19 protein-coding genes and 1 pseudogene are annotated in these 18,408 nt (G+C 36.8%); 5 read left to right on the top strand and 15 right to left on the bottom strand.

Annotated features, from left to right (window positions below):
* Positions 1–373 precede the first annotated feature (373 nt).
* Together yunB and OXPF_RS05130 are read right to left on the bottom strand one after the other, a co-directional pair.
* Positions 374–1,045, bottom strand: a complete 672-nt coding sequence (gene yunB, locus OXPF_RS05125) for a sporulation protein YunB (protein WP_054874140.1) — start codon at positions 1,043–1,045, stop codon at positions 374–376.
* An 83-nt stretch (positions 1,046–1,128) separates the two neighbouring features.
* The gene (locus tag OXPF_RS05130) at positions 1,129–2,412 is read right to left on the bottom strand and encodes a glycosyltransferase family 2 protein (RefSeq protein ID WP_054874141.1); all 1,284 of its coding nucleotides are present in this window, start codon (positions 2,410–2,412) and stop codon (positions 1,129–1,131) included.
* Between the two features lie 216 nt (positions 2,413–2,628).
* On the opposite strand from OXPF_RS05130, the gene OXPF_RS05135 reads away from it, so the two are divergent.
* Entirely contained in the window at positions 2,629–5,070 is a 2,442-nt protein-coding gene (locus tag OXPF_RS05135) for a transglycosylase domain-containing protein (protein WP_054874142.1), read from the top strand.
* A gap of 46 nt (positions 5,071–5,116) precedes the next feature.
* Here OXPF_RS05135 and spoVAEA read toward each other — a convergent pair whose 3' ends face one another.
* The 9 genes from spoVAEA to spoIIAA form a co-directional block, all read right to left on the bottom strand.
* The gene (gene spoVAEA, locus OXPF_RS05140; protein WP_054874143.1) at positions 5,117–5,707 is read right to left on the bottom strand and encodes a stage V sporulation protein SpoVABEA; all 591 of its coding nucleotides are present in this window, start codon (positions 5,705–5,707) and stop codon (positions 5,117–5,119) included.
* A gap of 14 nt (positions 5,708–5,721) precedes the next feature.
* Positions 5,722–6,078: a stage V sporulation protein AE gene (gene spoVAE, locus OXPF_RS05145; RefSeq protein ID WP_054874144.1), complete on the bottom strand. Its 357-nt coding sequence runs from the start codon at positions 6,076–6,078 to the stop codon at positions 5,722–5,724.
* Positions 6,079–6,085: 7 nt separating this feature from the next.
* Positions 6,086–7,102, bottom strand: a complete 1,017-nt coding sequence (spoVAD, locus tag OXPF_RS05150) for a stage V sporulation protein AD (protein ID WP_054874145.1) — start codon at positions 7,100–7,102, stop codon at positions 6,086–6,088.
* Between the two features lie 12 nt (positions 7,103–7,114).
* Complete coding sequence (gene spoVAC, locus OXPF_RS05155; protein WP_054874146.1) at positions 7,115–7,564, bottom strand: stage V sporulation protein AC; 450 nt, start codon at positions 7,562–7,564, stop codon at positions 7,115–7,117.
* 14 nt (positions 7,565–7,578) lie between these two features.
* A complete protein-coding gene (locus OXPF_RS22360; protein WP_160317153.1) occupies positions 7,579–7,734 on the bottom strand; it encodes a hypothetical protein in 156 nt (51 codons plus the stop codon).
* Positions 7,735–7,766: 32 nt separating this feature from the next.
* Entirely contained in the window at positions 7,767–7,928 is a 162-nt protein-coding gene (locus OXPF_RS22365) for a hypothetical protein (RefSeq protein WP_160317154.1), read from the bottom strand.
* Between the two features lie 96 nt (positions 7,929–8,024).
* Positions 8,025–8,786 (bottom strand): RNA polymerase sporulation sigma factor SigF, encoded by a 762-nt coding sequence (gene sigF, locus OXPF_RS05160; RefSeq protein ID WP_054874147.1) that lies wholly within the window; start codon positions 8,784–8,786, stop codon positions 8,025–8,027.
* A 14-nt stretch (positions 8,787–8,800) separates the two neighbouring features.
* Positions 8,801–9,232, bottom strand: a complete 432-nt coding sequence (gene spoIIAB / locus OXPF_RS05165) for an anti-sigma F factor (protein ID WP_054874148.1) — start codon at positions 9,230–9,232, stop codon at positions 8,801–8,803.
* 16 nt (positions 9,233–9,248) lie between these two features.
* Positions 9,249–9,584 (bottom strand): anti-sigma F factor antagonist, encoded by a 336-nt coding sequence (gene spoIIAA, locus OXPF_RS05170; protein WP_054874149.1) that lies wholly within the window; start codon positions 9,582–9,584, stop codon positions 9,249–9,251.
* A gap of 343 nt (positions 9,585–9,927) precedes the next feature.
* Between spoIIAA and OXPF_RS05175 the strand changes: the two genes are divergently transcribed.
* Both OXPF_RS05175 and iadA read left to right on the top strand, forming a co-directional pair.
* On the top strand, positions 9,928–11,280 hold the full coding sequence (locus OXPF_RS05175; protein ID WP_054874150.1) for a DUF4097 family beta strand repeat-containing protein: 1,353 nt from the start codon (positions 9,928–9,930) through the stop codon (positions 11,278–11,280).
* A 12-nt stretch (positions 11,281–11,292) separates the two neighbouring features.
* A complete protein-coding gene (gene iadA, locus OXPF_RS05180; RefSeq protein WP_054874151.1) occupies positions 11,293–12,477 on the top strand; it encodes a beta-aspartyl-peptidase in 1,185 nt (394 codons plus the stop codon).
* Here the strand turns inward: iadA and OXPF_RS05185 are convergent.
* Positions 12,474–14,309: an Eco57I restriction-modification methylase domain-containing protein gene (locus OXPF_RS05185; protein ID WP_054874152.1), complete on the bottom strand. Its 1,836-nt coding sequence runs from the start codon at positions 14,307–14,309 to the stop codon at positions 12,474–12,476. The genes iadA and OXPF_RS05185 overlap by 4 nt on opposite strands.
* A gap of 172 nt (positions 14,310–14,481) precedes the next feature.
* Here OXPF_RS05185 and pdaA point away from each other — a divergent pair, with 172 nt between their 5' ends.
* Positions 14,482–15,435, top strand: a complete 954-nt coding sequence (gene pdaA, locus OXPF_RS05190; RefSeq protein WP_054874153.1) for a delta-lactam-biosynthetic de-N-acetylase — start codon at positions 14,482–14,484, stop codon at positions 15,433–15,435.
* An 8-nt stretch (positions 15,436–15,443) separates the two neighbouring features.
* On the opposite strand, the gene OXPF_RS05195 is transcribed toward pdaA, so the two are convergent.
* Positions 15,444–15,818, bottom strand: a complete 375-nt coding sequence (locus OXPF_RS05195; RefSeq protein ID WP_054874154.1) for a winged helix-turn-helix transcriptional regulator — start codon at positions 15,816–15,818, stop codon at positions 15,444–15,446.
* 123 nt (positions 15,819–15,941) lie between these two features.
* On the opposite strand from OXPF_RS05195, the gene OXPF_RS05200 reads away from it, so the two are divergent.
* Positions 15,942–16,247, top strand: coding sequence for a pyridoxamine 5'-phosphate oxidase family protein (locus OXPF_RS05200; RefSeq protein WP_054874155.1), 306 nt, complete (start codon positions 15,942–15,944; stop codon positions 16,245–16,247).
* A gap of 46 nt (positions 16,248–16,293) precedes the next feature.
* On the opposite strand, the gene hutH is transcribed toward OXPF_RS05200, so the two are convergent.
* Both hutH and OXPF_RS23595 read right to left on the bottom strand, forming a co-directional pair.
* On the bottom strand, positions 16,294–17,820 hold the full coding sequence (hutH, locus tag OXPF_RS05205; RefSeq protein ID WP_054874156.1) for a histidine ammonia-lyase: 1,527 nt from the start codon (positions 17,818–17,820) through the stop codon (positions 16,294–16,296).
* Positions 17,821–17,973: 153 nt separating this feature from the next.
* Positions 17,974–18,129, bottom strand: a pseudogene (locus OXPF_RS23595) (DapH/DapD/GlmU-related protein); the annotation flags it as partial.
* Positions 18,130–18,408: the final 279 nt, after the last annotated feature.

Genomic DNA, 18,408 nt, shown 5'->3' on the forward strand with positions numbered 1-18,408 from the left:
ATGTGTTAGGCACGCCGCCAGCGTTCGTCCTGAGCCAGGATCAAACTCTCATGTTAAGTTTATTTCCTAGCTAGACTTAACTAGCTATTAATTACTGTTCTAGGTTTCTCAAAAGATATTGTGACTAGTTATCGAAGATAACTCATTATCCATGATAATTAGTTTGGGTTGTTTCAGTCTTACCTGAAACGCTTCACACAATCTCTCACACTGTTCAATTTTCAAGGACCATAAAATAAGCTGTTTTGTAACAGCCTATTAATAGTAACATACCTATAAAATCTAGTCAAGTTGTTTATAAAATTTTATGATAATATTTTATTCTACCTCGATATATAATATACAATATTTTTATGGGCCATATAAATTATTATTAAGGTGCGGGGATTGGAACGATATTGGGTACATTGAATCCTCCCGGTGTGGTATTGAAATAACTGCCTGGGACCTTTCCCACTATAAGAGTTTCTGCTATGGGAACTGTAGAGACAACATCTATTCTTTCCTTAACGGTTGGTATGACAATCTGAAGGCTGGTACTTATGGTTATAAAGACCCTGTACCTGGTTTGATTTATCCCCGCCGATTCCAGTTCAGACCTGAAATCTGCCATTACATTTCCTGTAGGTATGACATCTACCTTAAGCTTTGGCCCCATATATGAAAGCAGGCTGCTTTTTGTAAGCACTCCTAAGGGTATACTTATACCCTTACCCCCCAGAAACTTCATTTCATCCTGTACTCTTAATACCACGTTGTTTCCGAATTTGTTCATTTCTATGGTGTTTAATTCAATGGCTATTATCTCACCGCTATTATTGGTTTTCACATTGACAAAATCACTGTATTCAATGTTTTTTGACAGCTCATCCTTTACAGTTTTGCTTATGGCTTCAGTAGCTGCTATTCTTAACTCGCTGTCAGATAGTGCTATAAGAGTAGGCTTTAATTGGCTGTCGACTGTATAAAATGAAAAAATAATAAAAACAAAAAATGAAAAGAATATGACCAGACCTTTTATTGCTCTTCTCTTGGAAGGTAACATAAAAACACCCCCTTTTATTAATTCTATGATACAAGGGGGTGCCAACTTGCAACTATTTTATAATTTAATATTTTAAAATTTAATTATGCAAGACTCTCTTTACCGTTTTCACAGGAATTTTCAATATCTTCAATACTTATTTGACGGGTGTGTATTGTATGGGTCCATTCCTTATTGTTTTTATTCATAATACCTGACAATGCTATAGGTATCCAGGTCAATACATATAAAGGATAGATAATATACCAAAGGCTTATCCTTAAATCCAGTTTTCTGTCCAGTAAAAGCAGTGCCGGCGTATAGAAAAACTGAATAATCATTATTATATTCCACATCTCATCGCCAATTCCCAGCGCGCTGCTTAAAAGGAACTTTATGAGAAAAACATTTAAGGGAATATTCAGGCTGCTCTGGGTAAAAGTCAATATTGTTGAAACTCCAAATACAATTAATATATAGGGCTGTATGGTATATAGAGCACAATCCAGCGCTGTAATATCAAAATCTTTTATGCCCTTTATAAGCAACTTAAAGAAAAATCTTCCTGACACATCTGCAAATCCCTGCATCCATCTTTTTCGTTGTTTCCATGACTGTTTGAGAGTTAAGGGCTTTTCATCGTATATAACAGCATCATGAGCCCATCCTATTTTTTCTCCGTTTAAAATAAGCTTGCAGGAAAATTCCAAATCCTCCGTAAGGCAGGTTGCCCCCCAGCCCAACTGCTTAAGAAGTTCAACATCGACACAAAAGCCTGTTCCGCCTATTTGGCTTGAAAGGCCTAAATTGCTTTTTGCCAGCTGAAACATCCGGTTAGAGCTCCAGAAGGCTATGGAATATGAAGCCGTAATCCATGAGTCATTAGGATTCTTGCTGTCTAAAAATCCCTGAACTACTTTATAGCCTTCGCATAGCTTGTTATTCATTTCCCTTAAGAAATTTTTTGATACAAGATTATCGGCATCAAAGACTGCTATACAATCATACTTCTTTTTCATTGAAAATATATTTTGGAACATCCATTCAAGGGCATAGCCTTTCCCTCGCTGTTTATCATTTTGCCTTTCAAATACGTAAGCCCCATGTATATCTGCAATCTTAGCGGTTTTATCCGTGCAATTATCCGCAATCACAAAGACATCATACATATTATGAGGATAATCTAGATCCATAAGACTATCTATTATATGACCTATTACCATTTCCTCATTATGAGCCGCCACTATTATGGCAAACTTTTTCTGAGGCTCAAATTCTTTATGCCTTTTTCCTTTATATATACCAAAAATGGAAATAATAATGTAATAAAGAGTTATAAAAAAAACCGGAATCTGGATTAATGCAGTGAGGTAAAAAACATATTTCATATTAACGCCTCCTGAAATTATTGTTCCACAAACAAGCTATTATTATCTTTATAAAAAATTTTAGCAATTTACATATGTAAGGATTCTATCCATAGAATCTTCTCAATATACTTATTGGGCTAGTTTTCATTAACATAACACTTTTTTTATGTTATAATGGTTTAGAAGTCTGCCTATACTTTAGATAATTGCTTAACTCTTTTCAGGGAGGTTAACATGAACAACAAACAAAATACAGATAAGAATAGAAAGAAAAAGAAATTTAAGGCATGGAAAGTTGTCTTATTGACAATAGTATTAGCCATGCTGGTTGCTATAGGTGCCACAGGCGGTATTGTACTTGCTTTCATCAATACTGCGCCCCAGGTTAATATTGATAATTTTACCAACCTGGCACAAACCACAAAGATATATGATAAGGACGGAAAATACATAGAAAGTCTTCACGGAGTTGAAAACAGGACATATGTAACACTGTCAAATATTAAAAAATATACTCAGGATGCATTTATAGCTATTGAAGATGAGCGCTTTAGAAGCCATTTCGGGGTGGATATAAGACGTATTTTCGGTGCTTTATGGGCAGACTTGAAAACAGGCAGATATGATCAAGGTGCTTCAACCATCACACAGCAGCTATTGAAAAACACGGTTCTTACGTCCAAAAAGGAATGGCGTAGAAAGATTCAGGAGGCTTATCTTGCTATTAAGCTTGAAGAAAAGCTTTCGAAGGATATGATATTGGAATATTACCTTAATACTATTTTCTTAGGCGGTTCTGCCAATGGAGTTCAGGCCGCCGCAGAATACTATTTTGACAAGGATGTAAATCAGCTTACCATAGCTGAAAGTGCTTTGATTGCCGGTATTACCCAGTCTCCTTCAAGGTATAATCCTTATCTTAATACTGATACCCCTGAAGTTTATAAAGACAGGGCATCCATCGTTCTTTCAAAAATGATTGAGCATCAAATGATAAGCAATGAGGAATATGAAGAAGCCAAAGCAGAATTGATGGCTATGAATGAAACATCTTTTAAAAAGAGAAGTGATAATACCACTTTGAAATATCAATGGTTTATTGAGGCCGCATTATCCAGCGTTGAAAAAGACTTGACAGATAAATATGGTTACACCAAAGATGAAATACAGCAGTTAATTTATTCAGGCGGACTTAGAGTATACACTACCATTGATACCAGGATACAGGATATCGTTGACAGAGTTGCAAATGACCCTAAATTCTACCCTCATTTAAGCGAGGAAATTGCTTATTGGGGAAAAGAAAATATAATACAGCCCCAAATAGGTGTTGTAATTACCGATTATAAAACAGGCCAGGTAAATGCAGTTTTAGGAGGCAGAGGTGACCAGCCCTTAAAATCCCAAAACAGGGCGGCCGATCCTATATACGCAAGGCAGCCGGGTTCGGCTATGAAACCTCTTGCTGTATACGGACCTGCCTTTGACATGGGGTATTCGCCAAGTTCAGTCATTGATGATACTCCCTTCACACCCGAGATGAAAGCTGCAACTGGAGGATGGGAGCCGTTAAATTACGATAGAAAATATTCCGGTTTGACTACATTGAGAGATGCTGTCAAAACATCAAAAAACGTAGTTGCCGCAAAGCTTATGCTTCAAATCGGAACAGGTAACAGCGTTCAGTATTTAAAAAAATTCGGCCTGTCTACGATAGTTACTTCTGGAAAATTGAATGATATGGGTCCTGCAATTTCTTTAGGCGGTCTTACAAAAGGTGTAATTCCCCTTGAAATGGCTTCTGCTTACGGGGTATTCGGAAATAGCGGCGTATATATTGAACCTATTTTATATACAAAAGTCGTTGACAGCGAAGGAAACACCCTTCTTGAAAAAAACTCCGAAAAGCATCAGGTATTATCATCCCAGGCCGCTTATCTTACCGTTGATGTTTTAAAAGGCGTTGTAAACGGAGGTACCGGTTCTAAAGCTAATATTGGTTCCATGCCGGCGGCAGGAAAAACAGGTACTACAAACGATGAAGCCGATGCATATTTTGTAGGACTTACACCTTATTATTCAGGTGCCATTTGGATGGGCCATGATAAACCAAGTATAGCACCAAAACCCGGAGTTAACAGCGACAGAAGACTCACAAGCGGTGAGACAGCATGGATGTGGTCAGAGATTATGAAAGAAGTTCACAGCAATCTCCCTGTTAAAAATTTTGATAAACCAAGCGGAATTGTAACTGCCTCAGTTTGCAAAGACTCGGGAAAAATAGCTACGGATTTATGTGCTCAAGATCAGAGAGGTTCAAGAGTAGTAACGGAAATATTCATAGAAGGAAAAGTTCCTACAGAATATTGTGATGTACATGTAAAAGCAAGGGTAGACATTTTAAATAATAAACTGGCAAGCGAATACTGTCCTCCTGAATTGGTAGAGGAAAGAGTATTTATAAAGAGGCCATATGCTGTTGACAGTTCGGTATTGGATTCTCAGTATCAACTTCCGACGGATACCTGTGACATCCATAATCAAAGTAATGGCGGATATAATCCTGCCCCCGGTTTTGGCGATGATGATGACGATGATGACGATGATTATGAGGATGAAGACTCACCTTATCCCACTCCTCCCATAACGCCTACTAAAAAACCGGCAACACCTTAAAATCAAAGGTCTGTGTCTTTAGAAAAAACTAAAGTCACAGACCTTTTTAATTTCTGTCCCTGGGATTTTTGACTGCTTCCATTAAATCATTTCTTCTTATTATCTCCAGCATAGCTTTAGTCAGAATAGGTGAACCAATCAATATACTGTCATATCCGTCCATTTTCCCAGGGTCACCTATTCCCAGTACAACGGGAACTTTAATATCGTTAAGTATATCTACCGTGTCCCCTTTTATAATCTTATCTCTCTTTTTCTTTCCGAATTTGTCTACGGCTCCCTTTACCAATTTTCCTTTCTTATCTATGGAATGGCCCACTTTTATGCCTCTTATATGATTTGTGTTTGAGGCTACTGCCACCACACCCATAACAAAAATATCAGGATGATTTATAATATAGTTCATGGCCTCCTCGCCAAACCCCATTCCCTGATGGCCTTTATCATCCACCATCAATATCACAGGATCATAGGGAGTCTTTTTTATATGTTCTACTATTTCTTTGCCGGATATTGGTGTAGGATTGCCTGCTGTTTTTGATATGCATCTGCCCCCGATATTTTTAGCAGCTTCTTCAACTGCCTCTCTTGCAATATTATCCCCGTCAGTTACTATAATTACCTTTCTTTTAGCCATTTGCTACCTCACTGTCACTTTTTAGTCTTGGGGCTGAAAATTACTGCTATGATATATCCGAAAGTAATGGCAGCAGATATCCCTGCAGCAGTACCCTTAACACCTCCTGTAAATACTCCTATAAAACCTTTTTCAGTGACTTCCTTTATGACGCCTTTTGCCAGTGAATATCCAAAGCCCGGAAGAGGAATTGTTGCACCTGCTTTACCGATATTTACAATAGGCTCATAAATCCCTATGGCTGTGAGTATTACTCCTGCAGTTACAAAGATCACGAGGATTCTACCTGATGTAAGCTTGGTTTTATCAATTAGAATCTGCCCTATCACGCAAATAATGCCTCCTACAATGAACGAGCTTACATAATCCATAAATGAGCTACACCATCCTTTCAATGGTTACTGCATGAGCTATTCCAGGTATGGATTCGCCCTGCTGAGTGCTTGTAGGACTTAACAGAGCGCCGGTTGATACCAGCATTATTCGGTTGTATTTTCCTTGCTTTAACATTTCATAGAAATAACCGCTAAAAACGACTGCCGAACATCCGCAGCCGCTGCCGCCTGCATGGGTATCCTGCTTTTTAGAATCAAATATCTCAACACCGCAATCGGTGTAAATATCCGATATATTAAAGCCTTCTTTTTTCAGTAAGTCATCCGTAAGTTCCATCCCCAAGCTACCAAGGTCTCCGGTGGCAATTACATCATAATCCTTAGTGCTAAAACCTGTATCTTTAAAATGCTGGCTTATGGTGTCTGCTGCGGCAGGTGCCATGGCAGCTCCCATATTGTTCGCATCCTTTATTCCAAAATCAATTACTTTTCCTGTTGTCACGTGAGTTATATAAGGTCCGTTGCCCATAGTAGAAATTACAGCTCCTCCGGAACCGGTAACCGTCCACTGGGCTGTAGGGGTTCGCTGAGTCCCTAGTTCTAAAGGAAATCTGTATTGCCTTTCAGCAGAGCTGAAGTGGCTTGATGTTATGCATAGTATATAATCCGCATATCCTCCGTCTATTAACATGGAACCCAGGCTTAAGGATTCACTCATGGTTGAGCAAGCCCCGTAAAGCCCAAAAAATGGTACGCCTATGTCCCTCGCTGCAAAGCTGGCGGTAATTATTTGATTTAATAAATCTCCTCCCAGCATATAATCAAGCATATCTTTTTTCAACCCGGCTTTTTCTATGGCTAAATTAGCTGCATCTTTAAAAATGCAGCATTCTGCCTTTTCATAGCTCTTTTGTCCGCATAAATCATCGCCTAAAATTGTGTCAAAGTATTTAGCCAGCGGTCCTTCTCCTTCCTTTGGACCTACTATGGATGCCGTGGATATAATTGAAGGCGGGTTGATAAATTTCACAGTTTGCTTTCCGAGCTTTTTTAATGCCATATTATCCACCCCTTATTTTATCAGATAATAAATCAAACCCACTATAACGGATGAAGTGATGCCATAAACAAGTACCGGTCCAGCTATTAAAAACATTTTTGCTGCTACCCCGAATACATATCCCTCTCTTTTAAACTCCATGGCAGGTGAAACAATAGAATTTGCGAAGCCTGTGATAGGTACAATGGAGCCAGCTCCCGCAAACTTGCCTATATTATCATACACGCCCAACCCAGTCAGGAAAGAACCTAAAAACACCATGATAAGAGACGTATATCCCCGGGCTTCATCAAGAGGCATTCCCGAATTCATCAGCATATTTACAAAAAACTGTCCGATATCGCATATTAATCCTCCTACAATAAATGCCATAAAGCAGTTTTTAAGAAGATTGGATTTTGGGCTGCTCTCCTTAACCTTCTTTTGAAACTCTTTTTTTTGTTTTTCATTATTATTGTTTATGCCGGTTACCCCCTTTACCTTATTTCTTTCCTTTTGCTATGGATGTTTTTAATCAGCATTTTGTCCACATCGTCAAGTACATTGTTTGTAACTTCCAGTCTTTCTTCATTTTCTTCCATATTTTTAGAAGAAACTACATCATATCTTTTATTGCTGATATAAAGTAACATAGGACACCTCTTTTACTTTAGTATTATGAGGCTTAAATCTGCTGAACCAGCCTTTTTGACTTTGATTCCACGAAGAGCGCCCTTACTGGGATTTTGGAATTATTTTTCATTACAAAATATATTCCTCCCGCTACTATTGCCAATATCGCTAAAATCATCATAACATTTGCTGCCGTAAAAATTGCTTTTTTCATAAAAACACCTGCTTAAAGATTTTAAACTTAGTATTTGCAAAATACCTTTTTTAATACAAAATACAGTAATATAAAAAGCAGCAGTAATCTGCCGCTTTAGGTCATTATTTCTTTCATTTTTTCAAGTACTTTTTTCTCAATTCTTGATACCTGCACCTGTGAAATTCCCATCATTTTTGCAATTTCAGTTTGTGTCTTGTCTTTAAAATATCTTAATATAATTATCTGACGGGCTTTAGGCTCGAGCTTATCCAAAACTTCTTTAAGAGCTATTCTGTCCGTTATTTCGCTGTCTACATCTTTTTCTTCGCTGAGTTTATCAATTAGTAAGACCGGAGAACCGTCGTCCTGATGAATGACATCGTAAAGATATTCAGGGCTTATAGCGGAATCCATGGCTACGACCAAATCTTCTGTAGTAATACCAAGCTCTTCTGAAATCTCGGCAATTGTTGGTTCCCTTCCCAGTTCCTTTGCCATTCTCTCTTTGGCTACCTTAGCTTTTTTAGCCACATCTTTCATGGATCTGCTGACTTTGATTATTCCGTCATCCCTTATAAACCTCTTTATCTCACCCATTATCATAGGCACCGCATATGTAGAAAATTTTACGCTGAAAGTTGTGTCAAAATTTTTTATGGCTTTTATTATTCCTATGCTTCCGATTTGAAACAGGTCTTCAAATTCATATCCCCTGTTCATAAACCTTTTGGCAATGGAAGATATCAAGCCTACATTTCTTTTTATAAGTATTTCTTCGGATAATTTATCGCCTTTCTGGCTTTTGCTGATAAGTTCAAGAGTCTCTTCATGACTTAGTATTTCTGAAATGCCTTTGCTATTTGCCTTTGAACTCATAATAGTTCTCCCATCTAAGCTACAGAGTTGAATTTTTTAGTCATCAATACTCTTGTACCCTTTCCAAGCTCAGAAATGACGTCTACGCTATCCATGAAGGTCTCCATAACGGTAAATCCCATGCCCGACCTTTCTAATTCAGGCTTTGATGTGTAAAGTGGCTGTCTTGCCGCTTCTATATCCTCTATGCCCTTTCCGTTATCAATTACTTCCACAGTCAATAAATTATCCTTTATATCGGCTTTTACTGTAATTATGCCCTGAGTATTTTCATATCCATGTATTATTGAATTTGTCACGGCTTCAGATACTGCGGTCTTTACATCGGATATTTCATCTAATGTGGGATCAAGCTGCGATGCAAATGCAGCCACGACTGTCCTTGCAAATGCTTCATTCTGTGATAAACTGATTATTTCAAGTTTCATGCTGTTTTCAAAATCCATTATTTTCCCCTCCTCATTACATCTCGGTTATTGCAGTGTCCATTTCTTCATACATGCCTACAATTTTATGGACGCCCGATATTTCAAGAAGTTTCTTAACATGAAGACGGCTGTTTACAATCGCAACCTTTCCATCCATATCCGAAACCTTCCTGTACCGGCCTATAATCACTCCTATTCCTGCGCTGTCCATAAAATTTACATTGGTGAAGTCAAATATTATATTCCTTATGGAGTGATTATCAATAAACCTGTCTATTCTTTCCCTCATTTCGTCTGATGAGTGATGGTCAATGTCACCGAAAACTGTTATAACCAGTGTTTTATTTATAGTTTTTAAATTAAGCCGCATACAAAAACTCCTCCTTATTCCCTAAATATCAGTATGCAAATAAAGTATTAAATGTATTATTCTACAATTAACATTTTTTTCCTTCTATTTACAATTAAATAATTAATGAAGTTTTTGTGAAAAAATGCAGATTGTTCATAGACATTTTAAGCTTAAGCCCTTTATATTCTTGTCCAATTTACAATATATTATAATATTATTCCCTATTATATTTTTACTTATAAATTTATTTTATAGTAATGTGAAATATTATGTTGAGAGCTTATGTTGATTTGAAGCAGTCATAAAATGCATAAGAAATAGTATAGATTTATTAAGGAAGTCCATATATGGAGGTTAAAATATGAAATCACAGCTAAGCGAAATTCTTAAAATGCTGGAAGAAGGCAAAATAACGGCTTCCCAAGCCCAAGCTATGATTGAAGGTTTAAATGATAAACAAGATTTATATAAACAAAATCAAGATTCCAAGACTCCAAGGGACCCAATAAACAAAACCCTTGAGGAATTTATGATAAAAAGCTCCTCTGTTACTAAAGAAATAAATGAAAGCCTTAATAAAATTCATGAATCAATGGAGAAAAATCTGCAATTTGATACTAAGAAATATAATGAAATTTTTAAAGACTTGGAAGTAAATTTGGAAGGTAAAATTAATAAGATTGCAGGAGATTTAAATAAAAATACTGAAATACTGGATACAAAAATTGCTGAAAAGGTTCCTCATATTAAGAAAGCTTTTGAAGATACCAGGGAATTCAATGATATAGCTGACAGCCTTAAGACTTCCTTTGGGAATATTTCATCCAATGTTCCTGAATTTGATGATTCCCTTATAAAGATGATAAATAACTTCAATAATATAAATAATGAGGAAAGAGCTTTGGTATCTGTCATTAGTAAAAAGACAGATAATTTGCCCCTATTAAGCTTAAGCTTTGAAAATATGTACGGCAATATATTCTTAGACGGCTATGATGAAGACATAATAAAGATCCGTATTTATTGCAGTCCGAAAGAAAACAAAATGGATAAACTGCTTGATATTGTTGATAGGCCTAATTTTTATTCTATTAAAATTAAAAAAAGGAATAATACAAATGTGAATTTTAAGATTGAGATTCCGAGGGAAAAATTCAACAAGGTTAAATTAATAACCTCAAAGGGTAAGATAAACGCATCTTACCTTCAATGCAAAGAGCTTTCATGCATATCCAATAGCGGAAAGATATCAATAGCGGGTACGGAATTTGACTCAGGGGAAGCCTTTACATCGTCAAATAAGATAGAGTTCTGTGATATTACCTGCAACAAACTTTATGTGAAGGCTTCAAAGAGCCCTGTTATAATTGAGAACTTAAATTGCAGCAATTGCGAGATCATTACCTCGTCGGAGAGAATTGACATATCCTTATCAGACGAATGGAAGGATTATTTAGAATTGAAGCTTAAAAACAGTAATGGTACAATTGAAGCAGATTTGGCATTTCAGGATGGCACCGCAGTTTTTATTGAAGCTTCCACTAAAAACCACAATATAATAATAGATATACCCAATTTTATTTATTCAAATGATTACTTAAGTTCAGATGAAAGACACAGACAGATAACAGGGAAAAATTCATGCTATGATTCATCAGCCAGAAAGATAGATGTATCGGCATGTACGGAAAATGCGGCAATAGAGATAAGATAGGAGGTTTATCCTTTGCTTAAAATAATTAAAGATATTGAAGTATACAGCCCGGAGTATTCAGGAAAAAAAGATGTGCTGCTGATTAATGACAAAATAGGAAAGATTTCAGATAATATTGATTTGCCTTCTGTGAGCTTTTATGATATTGAAGTAATTTCAGGCGAAGATAAAATACTTACACCCGGCTTTATTGACGGCCATGTTCACATAACAGGCGGAGGCGGTGAAGGCGGCTTTACCACCCGCACTCCTGAGGCCATGCTTACAGATATAACTTCTTTTGGCATAACGACCGTCGTAGGGTGCCTGGGTACCGACGGTACTACAAGGCACATGGCCGCCCTTCTTGCAAAGGCAAGGGCATTAGAGGAAGAAGGCATAACAACTTATATATATACCGGTTCCTATGAAATCCCAACCAGGAACATAACTGACAATTCAAGAAATGATATCATACTAATAGATAAAATAATTGGAATAGGGGAGATTGCCATATCGGACCACCGTTCGGCTCAGCCCACAACTCAGGATATACTAAGGCTGGCAGCAGAAGCACGTGTCGGCGGAATGCTCTCAGGAAAAGCCGGGGTACTGCACCTTCATGTAGGCGATGGCAAGAGAAAGCTTTCACAGCTTTTTGAAATCACAAATATAGGCGAAATACCGCCGGAACAGATGGTACCCACACATATAAACCGTACTCGTGAACTATTGTATGATTCTATAAAATATGCAAAATCAGGGGGCTATGTTGATATAACTTCCAGCATAAAGCCTGTATTAGATGGCTCTATTGTAAAACCCAGCACCGCTTTAAAAATGATGCTTATAAACGGCGTTCCTCAAGAAAAAATAACCATGAGCTCTGACGGCAACGGAAGCTCACCTGAATTTGACTCGAAGGGAAATCTTTTAAGGCTTGGAGTTGGTTCCTTAAGGGATAATCACAGTGAATTCTGCGATGCCGTATTTAAAGAAAACATCCCGGTTGATACAGCGCTTATGCCTTTGACTTCAAATCCGGCAGACGTTTTAAAGTTAAGTAATAAAAAAGGCCGCATACAGCCTGGCCTGGATGCGGACATAATTTTGATGAATAAAGAGGACCTGTCCATCGATACTGTAATTGCAAAGGGCAAAGTCATGGTAAAAGAGGGAAAGCCTGTCGTCTTCGGTACCTTTGAAAAGCTGATTTAGTTCGTGCTTTTTTCAATTAATGCAATTTCTCCATCTGTAAGTTTAAAGTAATCATATACCAATTCATCAATGCGCCTTATATATGTATTAAGAGCCCCTTCATCCTTTGAATAAATTATTTTATTTACAAGTTCTTCTATATCGCAGTTTGCCAAACAAGGGATTTTAAGGCGCATTACTGTATTGGGATAATAATCATATAGGTTTTCTCCAAGCTTTTTGGCATAGCTTTTAAAATAAAATTCATATAATTTGCTGTTTAATAGCCCCAGTAAAAATTCATATGATATTTTATCCTTAAATTCGTCTTTTATAATAATACCGTAGATGTCAGCGCTGCTATAGCTTCCTTCATCTAAAGCAAATCTGTTATTTGAGGACTTATACGGGAATATAATCTTTTTCCCGTCAAAACGCTTTGCTTCCCTGCCCCACTGCAGTTCATACCACTTTCTTACACCGTTTTTGCATTCTCTTCTTTGCATAAGCTTATCCTTATATTGTTCAATATGTGATATGGCGCCTTTGAATTCTTCAACATTCTTGATATCATTCGCATATATCAGGTACTTGCTATTATTATCAGTAACATATTTTTTAATATTGCTGTTCTTAATCCATCTTTTTAACAGAGCTTTTTCAATGTTAAACTTATTTATAATGTTTTTGTCCACTATAAAAGCTTTATCACAACCAGTTATTATCCCCTGAAAGCTTATACAAGCCTCTGAAAGATTACACTTTAATTGGGATTGGATTTTTTCTATTATTGATGCACTTTCATCGTTTATCAGGGACCATCCTGAATCAAGGAGGGTGTGTTGATTAACAGTAAAAAAATCATAGTATCTAGCATCTTTGATGTTAATGGCAGTGAATATAAGTTCACCGTCTAATTTTTTAAGCTGCGGTTTTGCTTTAGCTACATTTATCTTATTAGATTGAGTGCTTTTCTCTTTTATGATTTCAATTATTACAGGGTCTACTGAGATACCCTTTATAATTCTGACACCGTAAAAATCTATTATTTCATTTAATTCAGTGTTTTCTTTTAAGAAATTTCTTAAAGAAAAGCCGCTGGGAGACTCCATGAAATATCTTGATGTTATAAAGTTCAGCACTCCTTTTTCATTTAGCCTGTCTATGGAGCTCTTGATAAAGCAAAAGGAAATATCGGCTTTGTCTTTGAATATATCCTCATATATGCCGTTTAAGAGTTTTCTGTATTTCCCCCCCATTTTCTTATGACCTATATAGGGAGGATTTCCTATTATCAAATCAAACTTATTGCTCCAAAAATCTCTATGTTCTAAAAAAGTATCCTCCCAGTTTAATAGGCTGTCACAGCATATAATTTTAGGCACAGCAAGGGATTTCGGACTTTTCATTATCAGATTGATTACAGAAAGTTTAACTCCATATTCATCTGCATCGGCAGCGAAAATATTATTATTTATTATATGTTCATGTATGGTGTTTTTCTTTAAGTTCAACTCCGGATTTTTTTCATTTATAATATCAAGATTATCTTTATATATACACCTAAGCCTGTTATATATCTCATCTAAAAAGTATCCGCTTCCGCAGGAAGGATCCAGAATTTTTATGTATGGATTTTTAGATAAATCATATTGGCTAAGTGCTTTATCCACCATATATTTTATAATGAATTTTGGAGTATAAAAGCTGCCTGAGGCCTTTTTTCTCTCTGTTTCCATCAAGTCTTCATATTCTCTCGCAATGCCATTTACATTATGTTCTTCTGTTAAGACACCGTTATTTTGAATGAGTTTATTATAAATTACATCTATTTTTTCTTTGTTATTGCCCATGTTAATCCCCTTATATTGGTCTGTAAACTTAGAATGCTTTCTAGCAAAATATTTTTTTCATATATACATTATAATAAAATTCAATATAAGAATACATTTTTAATTATTTTCCTACAATATAAAATGGAAATAACGTTATAATATAATTATAAAGTGAAAATGGAGTGATAATATGAAGAAAGCTGCGATAATGATTTTAGCACTTTTTACATTATTGAATTCAGCATCCTGCGGTTTAATCGGTCAAGATAAAATCGTTTCGGAAAAGAATCCTGATTTTGTATTTGATGATGAAATTTCATCGGTAAGCAATGAGGATAATGAAGATATAAAAGAAACTGCAAATGAAGATACAGTTACACCCACCACACCTACTGTCCCTACTCCTAAGGATAGTATAGATTATCCTATAGTGGATATTTCAACTTTAAGCAATGAAAAGATTGTTAATTGGATGCCGGGTAGGAATAAGGAACATAAAGTGCCTATTTTGAGTTCCAAATTTAAAAATATTCTTGATAAATATGAAGGCTACTTTACTGGAGATACGGAAAACAAGGTAATATATTTAACCTTTGATGAAGGGTATGAGAATGGCTATACAGGTGAAATTCTTGATATTTTAAAGCAAAAAGGAGTCACAGCAGCGTTTTTTGTGACTTTGCCATATATAAAGAAAAATCCCGAGCTTGTAAAACGTATGGTAGATGAAGGTCACATTGTGGGAAATCACAGTGAAACACACCCTTCCATGCCCGATGTTTCCGATGAAAAGGTATTAAGCGAGATTAAAAATACAGCTGATTATTTCAAAGAGATTACAGGCAAAGACATGCCCGGCTTTTTCAGGCCGCCAATGGGGGAATGGAGCGAAAGGACCCTTTATCTCACCAATTCCTTAGGCTATAAAACAATACTTTGGAGCATGGCTCACAAGGACTGGGATACTAACAACCAGCCAGGCAAGGCTGCCACTTTGGACTTTGTTAATACTTATTACCACAATGGCGCCATTTTACTTTTGCATGCTGTATCTAAAAGCAATACAGAAGCTTTAGGAGAAATAATACAAAATCTCCAAAACAACGGATACCGTTTTGCTCCCCTTGATGAATTAAAAAAATAAAGCTTTTGTTATTTTGAGCCTTCTCCTGAGTTGACTTTGGAACCCCACTTAGCCAATTGATTCAGTATTGGTATCAGATCGTCACAGGCCGAAGTTAACGCATATTCTACTCTTACAGGCATTTCATCATATTGTCTTCGGCATACCAAGCCATCGTTTTCCAGCTCCTTTAATGAACTGGCCAGCATGGTATTGGTTATGCCGTTTATTTTACGTTTAAGCTCATTATATCTGGTTGTCCCATCCTGATGCAAAGCACATAGTATTGGTATCTTCCATTTGCCGCCTATTAGTTTCAAAGCACTTCCCAAAGGGCAGTATTCTTTGCAGGGACATTTATTGGCACATGAGTTTTCGCAGTAACTTTTTTCTTCTATAATCATAATTTTCTTACCTGCTCATTATATTCTGCGTAATTGTATATGAAATATCGCAGTAGTATTATTATACCAGGTAGTAATTACATAGTGAAGAGCTGCCAAATAACTTTTTCAGGGGGTAAAAAAATGATTATCAGTGAAGATGTAAAAAAAGTACTTGAAGGTTCGGCATTTCTGTCAATTGTTACTGTGGATTCAAACGGAACGCCACACCCGATTATAGTGGGAAAAGGTGAAGTCTCTGACGACAAAGTAGTTTTCGGCATTTATAAAATGGAGGAAACCCGTAAAAATCTTGAAACAAACAGCAGTGCCTGGGTTGTAGGAGCAACTAAAGACGGCGGTCCAAAGGGCTATCGCCTTGCAGGTACTGCAACAACACAGGACAAGCAGCTTATATTCACAGCAGCAAGTGTAGAAGCACTCATTTAAGCTTTAATGGACAATAAAAATCACGCGTAAAACGCGTGATTTTTATTTATTTCAAAACACCTATCTTATCTTCAACAACTTCAACAACCCGATTTGTTATGATAAGTTCAACACACTTGTTGATATCAATATACATGATCCGGTCTTCCTTAAGAGGCGGAACTATACTGCGAACCAATTTATAAGCTTCGTCTACACCTTCTCCTCTCTTTCCTTCCTTGCGGTATTCCAGAGCCTGGGCTGCTGCTAAAAGCTCTATTGCCAGCACTCTTTGAACATTTTTCAATATTTCCCTCGCTTTTCTTGCGGCAATTGTTCCCATACTGACATGATCTTCCTGATTCGCAGAAGAAGGTATGGAATCCACGGATGCCGGATGCGCAAGTACTTTATTTTCAGATACAAGGGAAGCAGCAGAATATTGAGCTATCATAAATCCTGAATTCAATCCCCCCTGCTCCGTTAAAAATGGAGGCAAATCGTTCAATTGATAATTAACCAGTCTCTCTAATCTTCTCTCAGATACATTGGCAAATTCAGATAAAGCTATACCTAAAAAGTCCATGACAAGGGCTAATGGCTGGCCATGGAAATTACCTCCCGATATAATCTCGCCATCATCGGGAAATATCAGAGGATTATCCGTAGCCGAATTAATCTCTATATCAATTACACCTTTTATATACTCAATTGAGTCTTTACCTGCACCGTGAATTTGAGGTATGCACCTTAACGTATAAGCATCCTGTACCTTTAATTCACCCTGTTCTGTTATAAGCTCACTGTATCGAGTTAGTCTTGCCATGTTTTCCATAGTATTAATAGAACCCTTATGGGGCCTCACCATTCCGATTTTATTGTCAAAAGCGGTTATTATTCCCCTTAGAGCTTCAAAGGTCATTGCAGACACTATATCTGCTGTCTTTGATAAATTTAAGCTGTCGTATATAGCCAAAGCTGCAATAGCCGTCATAACCTGGGTGCCGTTTATAAGGGCTAAGCCTTCCTTCTCAACCAGCTCAACGGGCTCAATTCCAGCTCTCTTAAGAGCCTCCTTGCCTACAAGCCTTTCACCTTCATAAAAGGCCTCACCTTCTCCCATCAAAACCAGAACCATGTGGGATAAGGGCGCCAAATCTCCGCTGGCACCTAAAGAGCCTTTTTCAGGAATTACAGGATGCACTTTTTTATTAAGCATTTTTATAAGAGTCTCTATCGTTGACAACCTTATACCCGAATAGCCCTTTGAAAGCGCATTTATTCTTAAAAGCATTATGGTCCTGACAATTTCAATATCCAGTGGGTCGCCTACACCGCAGGCATGGGAAATTATAAGGTTTCTCTGCAAAGTCCTGGTTTCTTTTTTTGAAATGACCACATCGCTGAATTTTCCAAAGCCTGTAGTTATACCATATTGAACTTTTTCAGCTTTAACCATATCATCAATAAGAGCTCTTGATTTATTTATTCGCTCCTTAGCCTCATTTGAAATTTCTACGCTATAATTATTTCTCGCTACATTTACCACATCCTCAACTGTCAGGCTATTTCCGTCTATGATTACTCTTTCCATTAACCCTTCCCCTTTCGATACTTAGTAATATTCTTTGAAAAAATAAATTTATTATTATATAATTGCCTTTTTAATTATTCACACATTTATCAATTCACAGGTTTATTACAGTAAAGCAAATTAAAAACACCTGGCAAATTGCAGGTGTTATTCTCTCATCCCTATTTTCCTTGCCGGCACGCCGCCGACTATTGAATATTCTTCAACGTCTTTGGTTACTACGGCCCCGGCGGCTATAACCGCCCCATTTTTAATATTGACTCCCGGAAGTATGATGGCTCTTGTGCCTATCCATACATCGTCGCCTATTCTTACATTTTTCACTTTAATCCCCTGATTTCTTATTAATTCATTTCTTTTCATTTCATGATTGGAGGTAAAGATCATAATCTCAGGCGCCATTAAAACATCATTTCCTATTATGATTTCTCCTATATCCTGCAAAAAGCTGCTATCTCCTATGCCGGAATTATCTCCTATGGAAATATTATAACCCTTTGCAAATTTAATGCCCGGCCTTATGTTCACGTTTTTGCCCATGCTTTTAAATATACCCTTTAGTATATGATATTTAATTTTATTGACAAA

It is taken from the genome of Oxobacter pfennigii, from assembly GCF_001317355.1.
Taxonomy (GTDB): Bacteria; Bacillota; Clostridia; order Clostridiales; family Oxobacteraceae; genus Oxobacter; species Oxobacter pfennigii.

What these genes read in the sequence shown, in the direction of transcription:
- yunB (WP_054874140.1), bottom strand. Translation starts at nt 1,045, where the DNA reads ATGTTACCTTCCAAGAGAAGAGCAATAAAAGGTCTGGTCATATTCTTT.
- OXPF_RS05185 (WP_054874152.1), bottom strand. Translation starts at nt 14,309, where the DNA reads ATGGGCAATAACAAAGAAAAAATAGATGTAATTTATAATAAACTCATT.
- hutH (WP_054874156.1), bottom strand. Translation starts at nt 17,820, where the DNA reads ATGGAAAGAGTAATCATAGACGGAAATAGCCTGACAGTTGAGGATGTG.
- OXPF_RS05200 (WP_054874155.1), top strand. Translation starts at nt 15,942, where the DNA reads ATGATTATCAGTGAAGATGTAAAAAAAGTACTTGAAGGTTCGGCATTT.
- OXPF_RS22360 (WP_160317153.1), bottom strand. Translation starts at nt 7,734, where the DNA reads ATGTTACTTTATATCAGCAATAAAAGATATGATGTAGTTTCTTCTAAA.
- spoVAEA (WP_054874143.1), bottom strand. Translation starts at nt 5,707, where the DNA reads ATGGCTAAAAGAAAGGTAATTATAGTAACTGACGGGGATAATATTGCA.
- pdaA (WP_054874153.1), top strand. Translation starts at nt 14,482, where the DNA reads ATGAAGAAAGCTGCGATAATGATTTTAGCACTTTTTACATTATTGAAT.
- OXPF_RS05130 (WP_054874141.1), bottom strand. Translation starts at nt 2,412, where the DNA reads ATGAAATATGTTTTTTACCTCACTGCATTAATCCAGATTCCGGTTTTT.
- OXPF_RS22365 (WP_160317154.1), bottom strand. Translation starts at nt 7,928, where the DNA reads ATGAAAAAAGCAATTTTTACGGCAGCAAATGTTATGATGATTTTAGCG.
- sigF (WP_054874147.1), bottom strand. Translation starts at nt 8,786, where the DNA reads ATGAGTTCAAAGGCAAATAGCAAAGGCATTTCAGAAATACTAAGTCAT.
- spoVAD (WP_054874145.1), bottom strand. Translation starts at nt 7,102, where the DNA reads ATGGCATTAAAAAAGCTCGGAAAGCAAACTGTGAAATTTATCAACCCG.
- OXPF_RS05135 (WP_054874142.1), top strand. Translation starts at nt 2,629, where the DNA reads ATGAACAACAAACAAAATACAGATAAGAATAGAAAGAAAAAGAAATTT.
- OXPF_RS05195 (WP_054874154.1), bottom strand. Translation starts at nt 15,818, where the DNA reads ATGATTATAGAAGAAAAAAGTTACTGCGAAAACTCATGTGCCAATAAA.
- spoVAE (WP_054874144.1), bottom strand. Translation starts at nt 6,078, where the DNA reads ATGGATTATGTAAGCTCGTTCATTGTAGGAGGCATTATTTGCGTGATA.
- OXPF_RS05175 (WP_054874150.1), top strand. Translation starts at nt 9,928, where the DNA reads ATGAAATCACAGCTAAGCGAAATTCTTAAAATGCTGGAAGAAGGCAAA.
- spoIIAB (WP_054874148.1), bottom strand. Translation starts at nt 9,232, where the DNA reads ATGGATTTTGAAAACAGCATGAAACTTGAAATAATCAGTTTATCACAG.
- spoIIAA (WP_054874149.1), bottom strand. Translation starts at nt 9,584, where the DNA reads ATGCGGCTTAATTTAAAAACTATAAATAAAACACTGGTTATAACAGTT.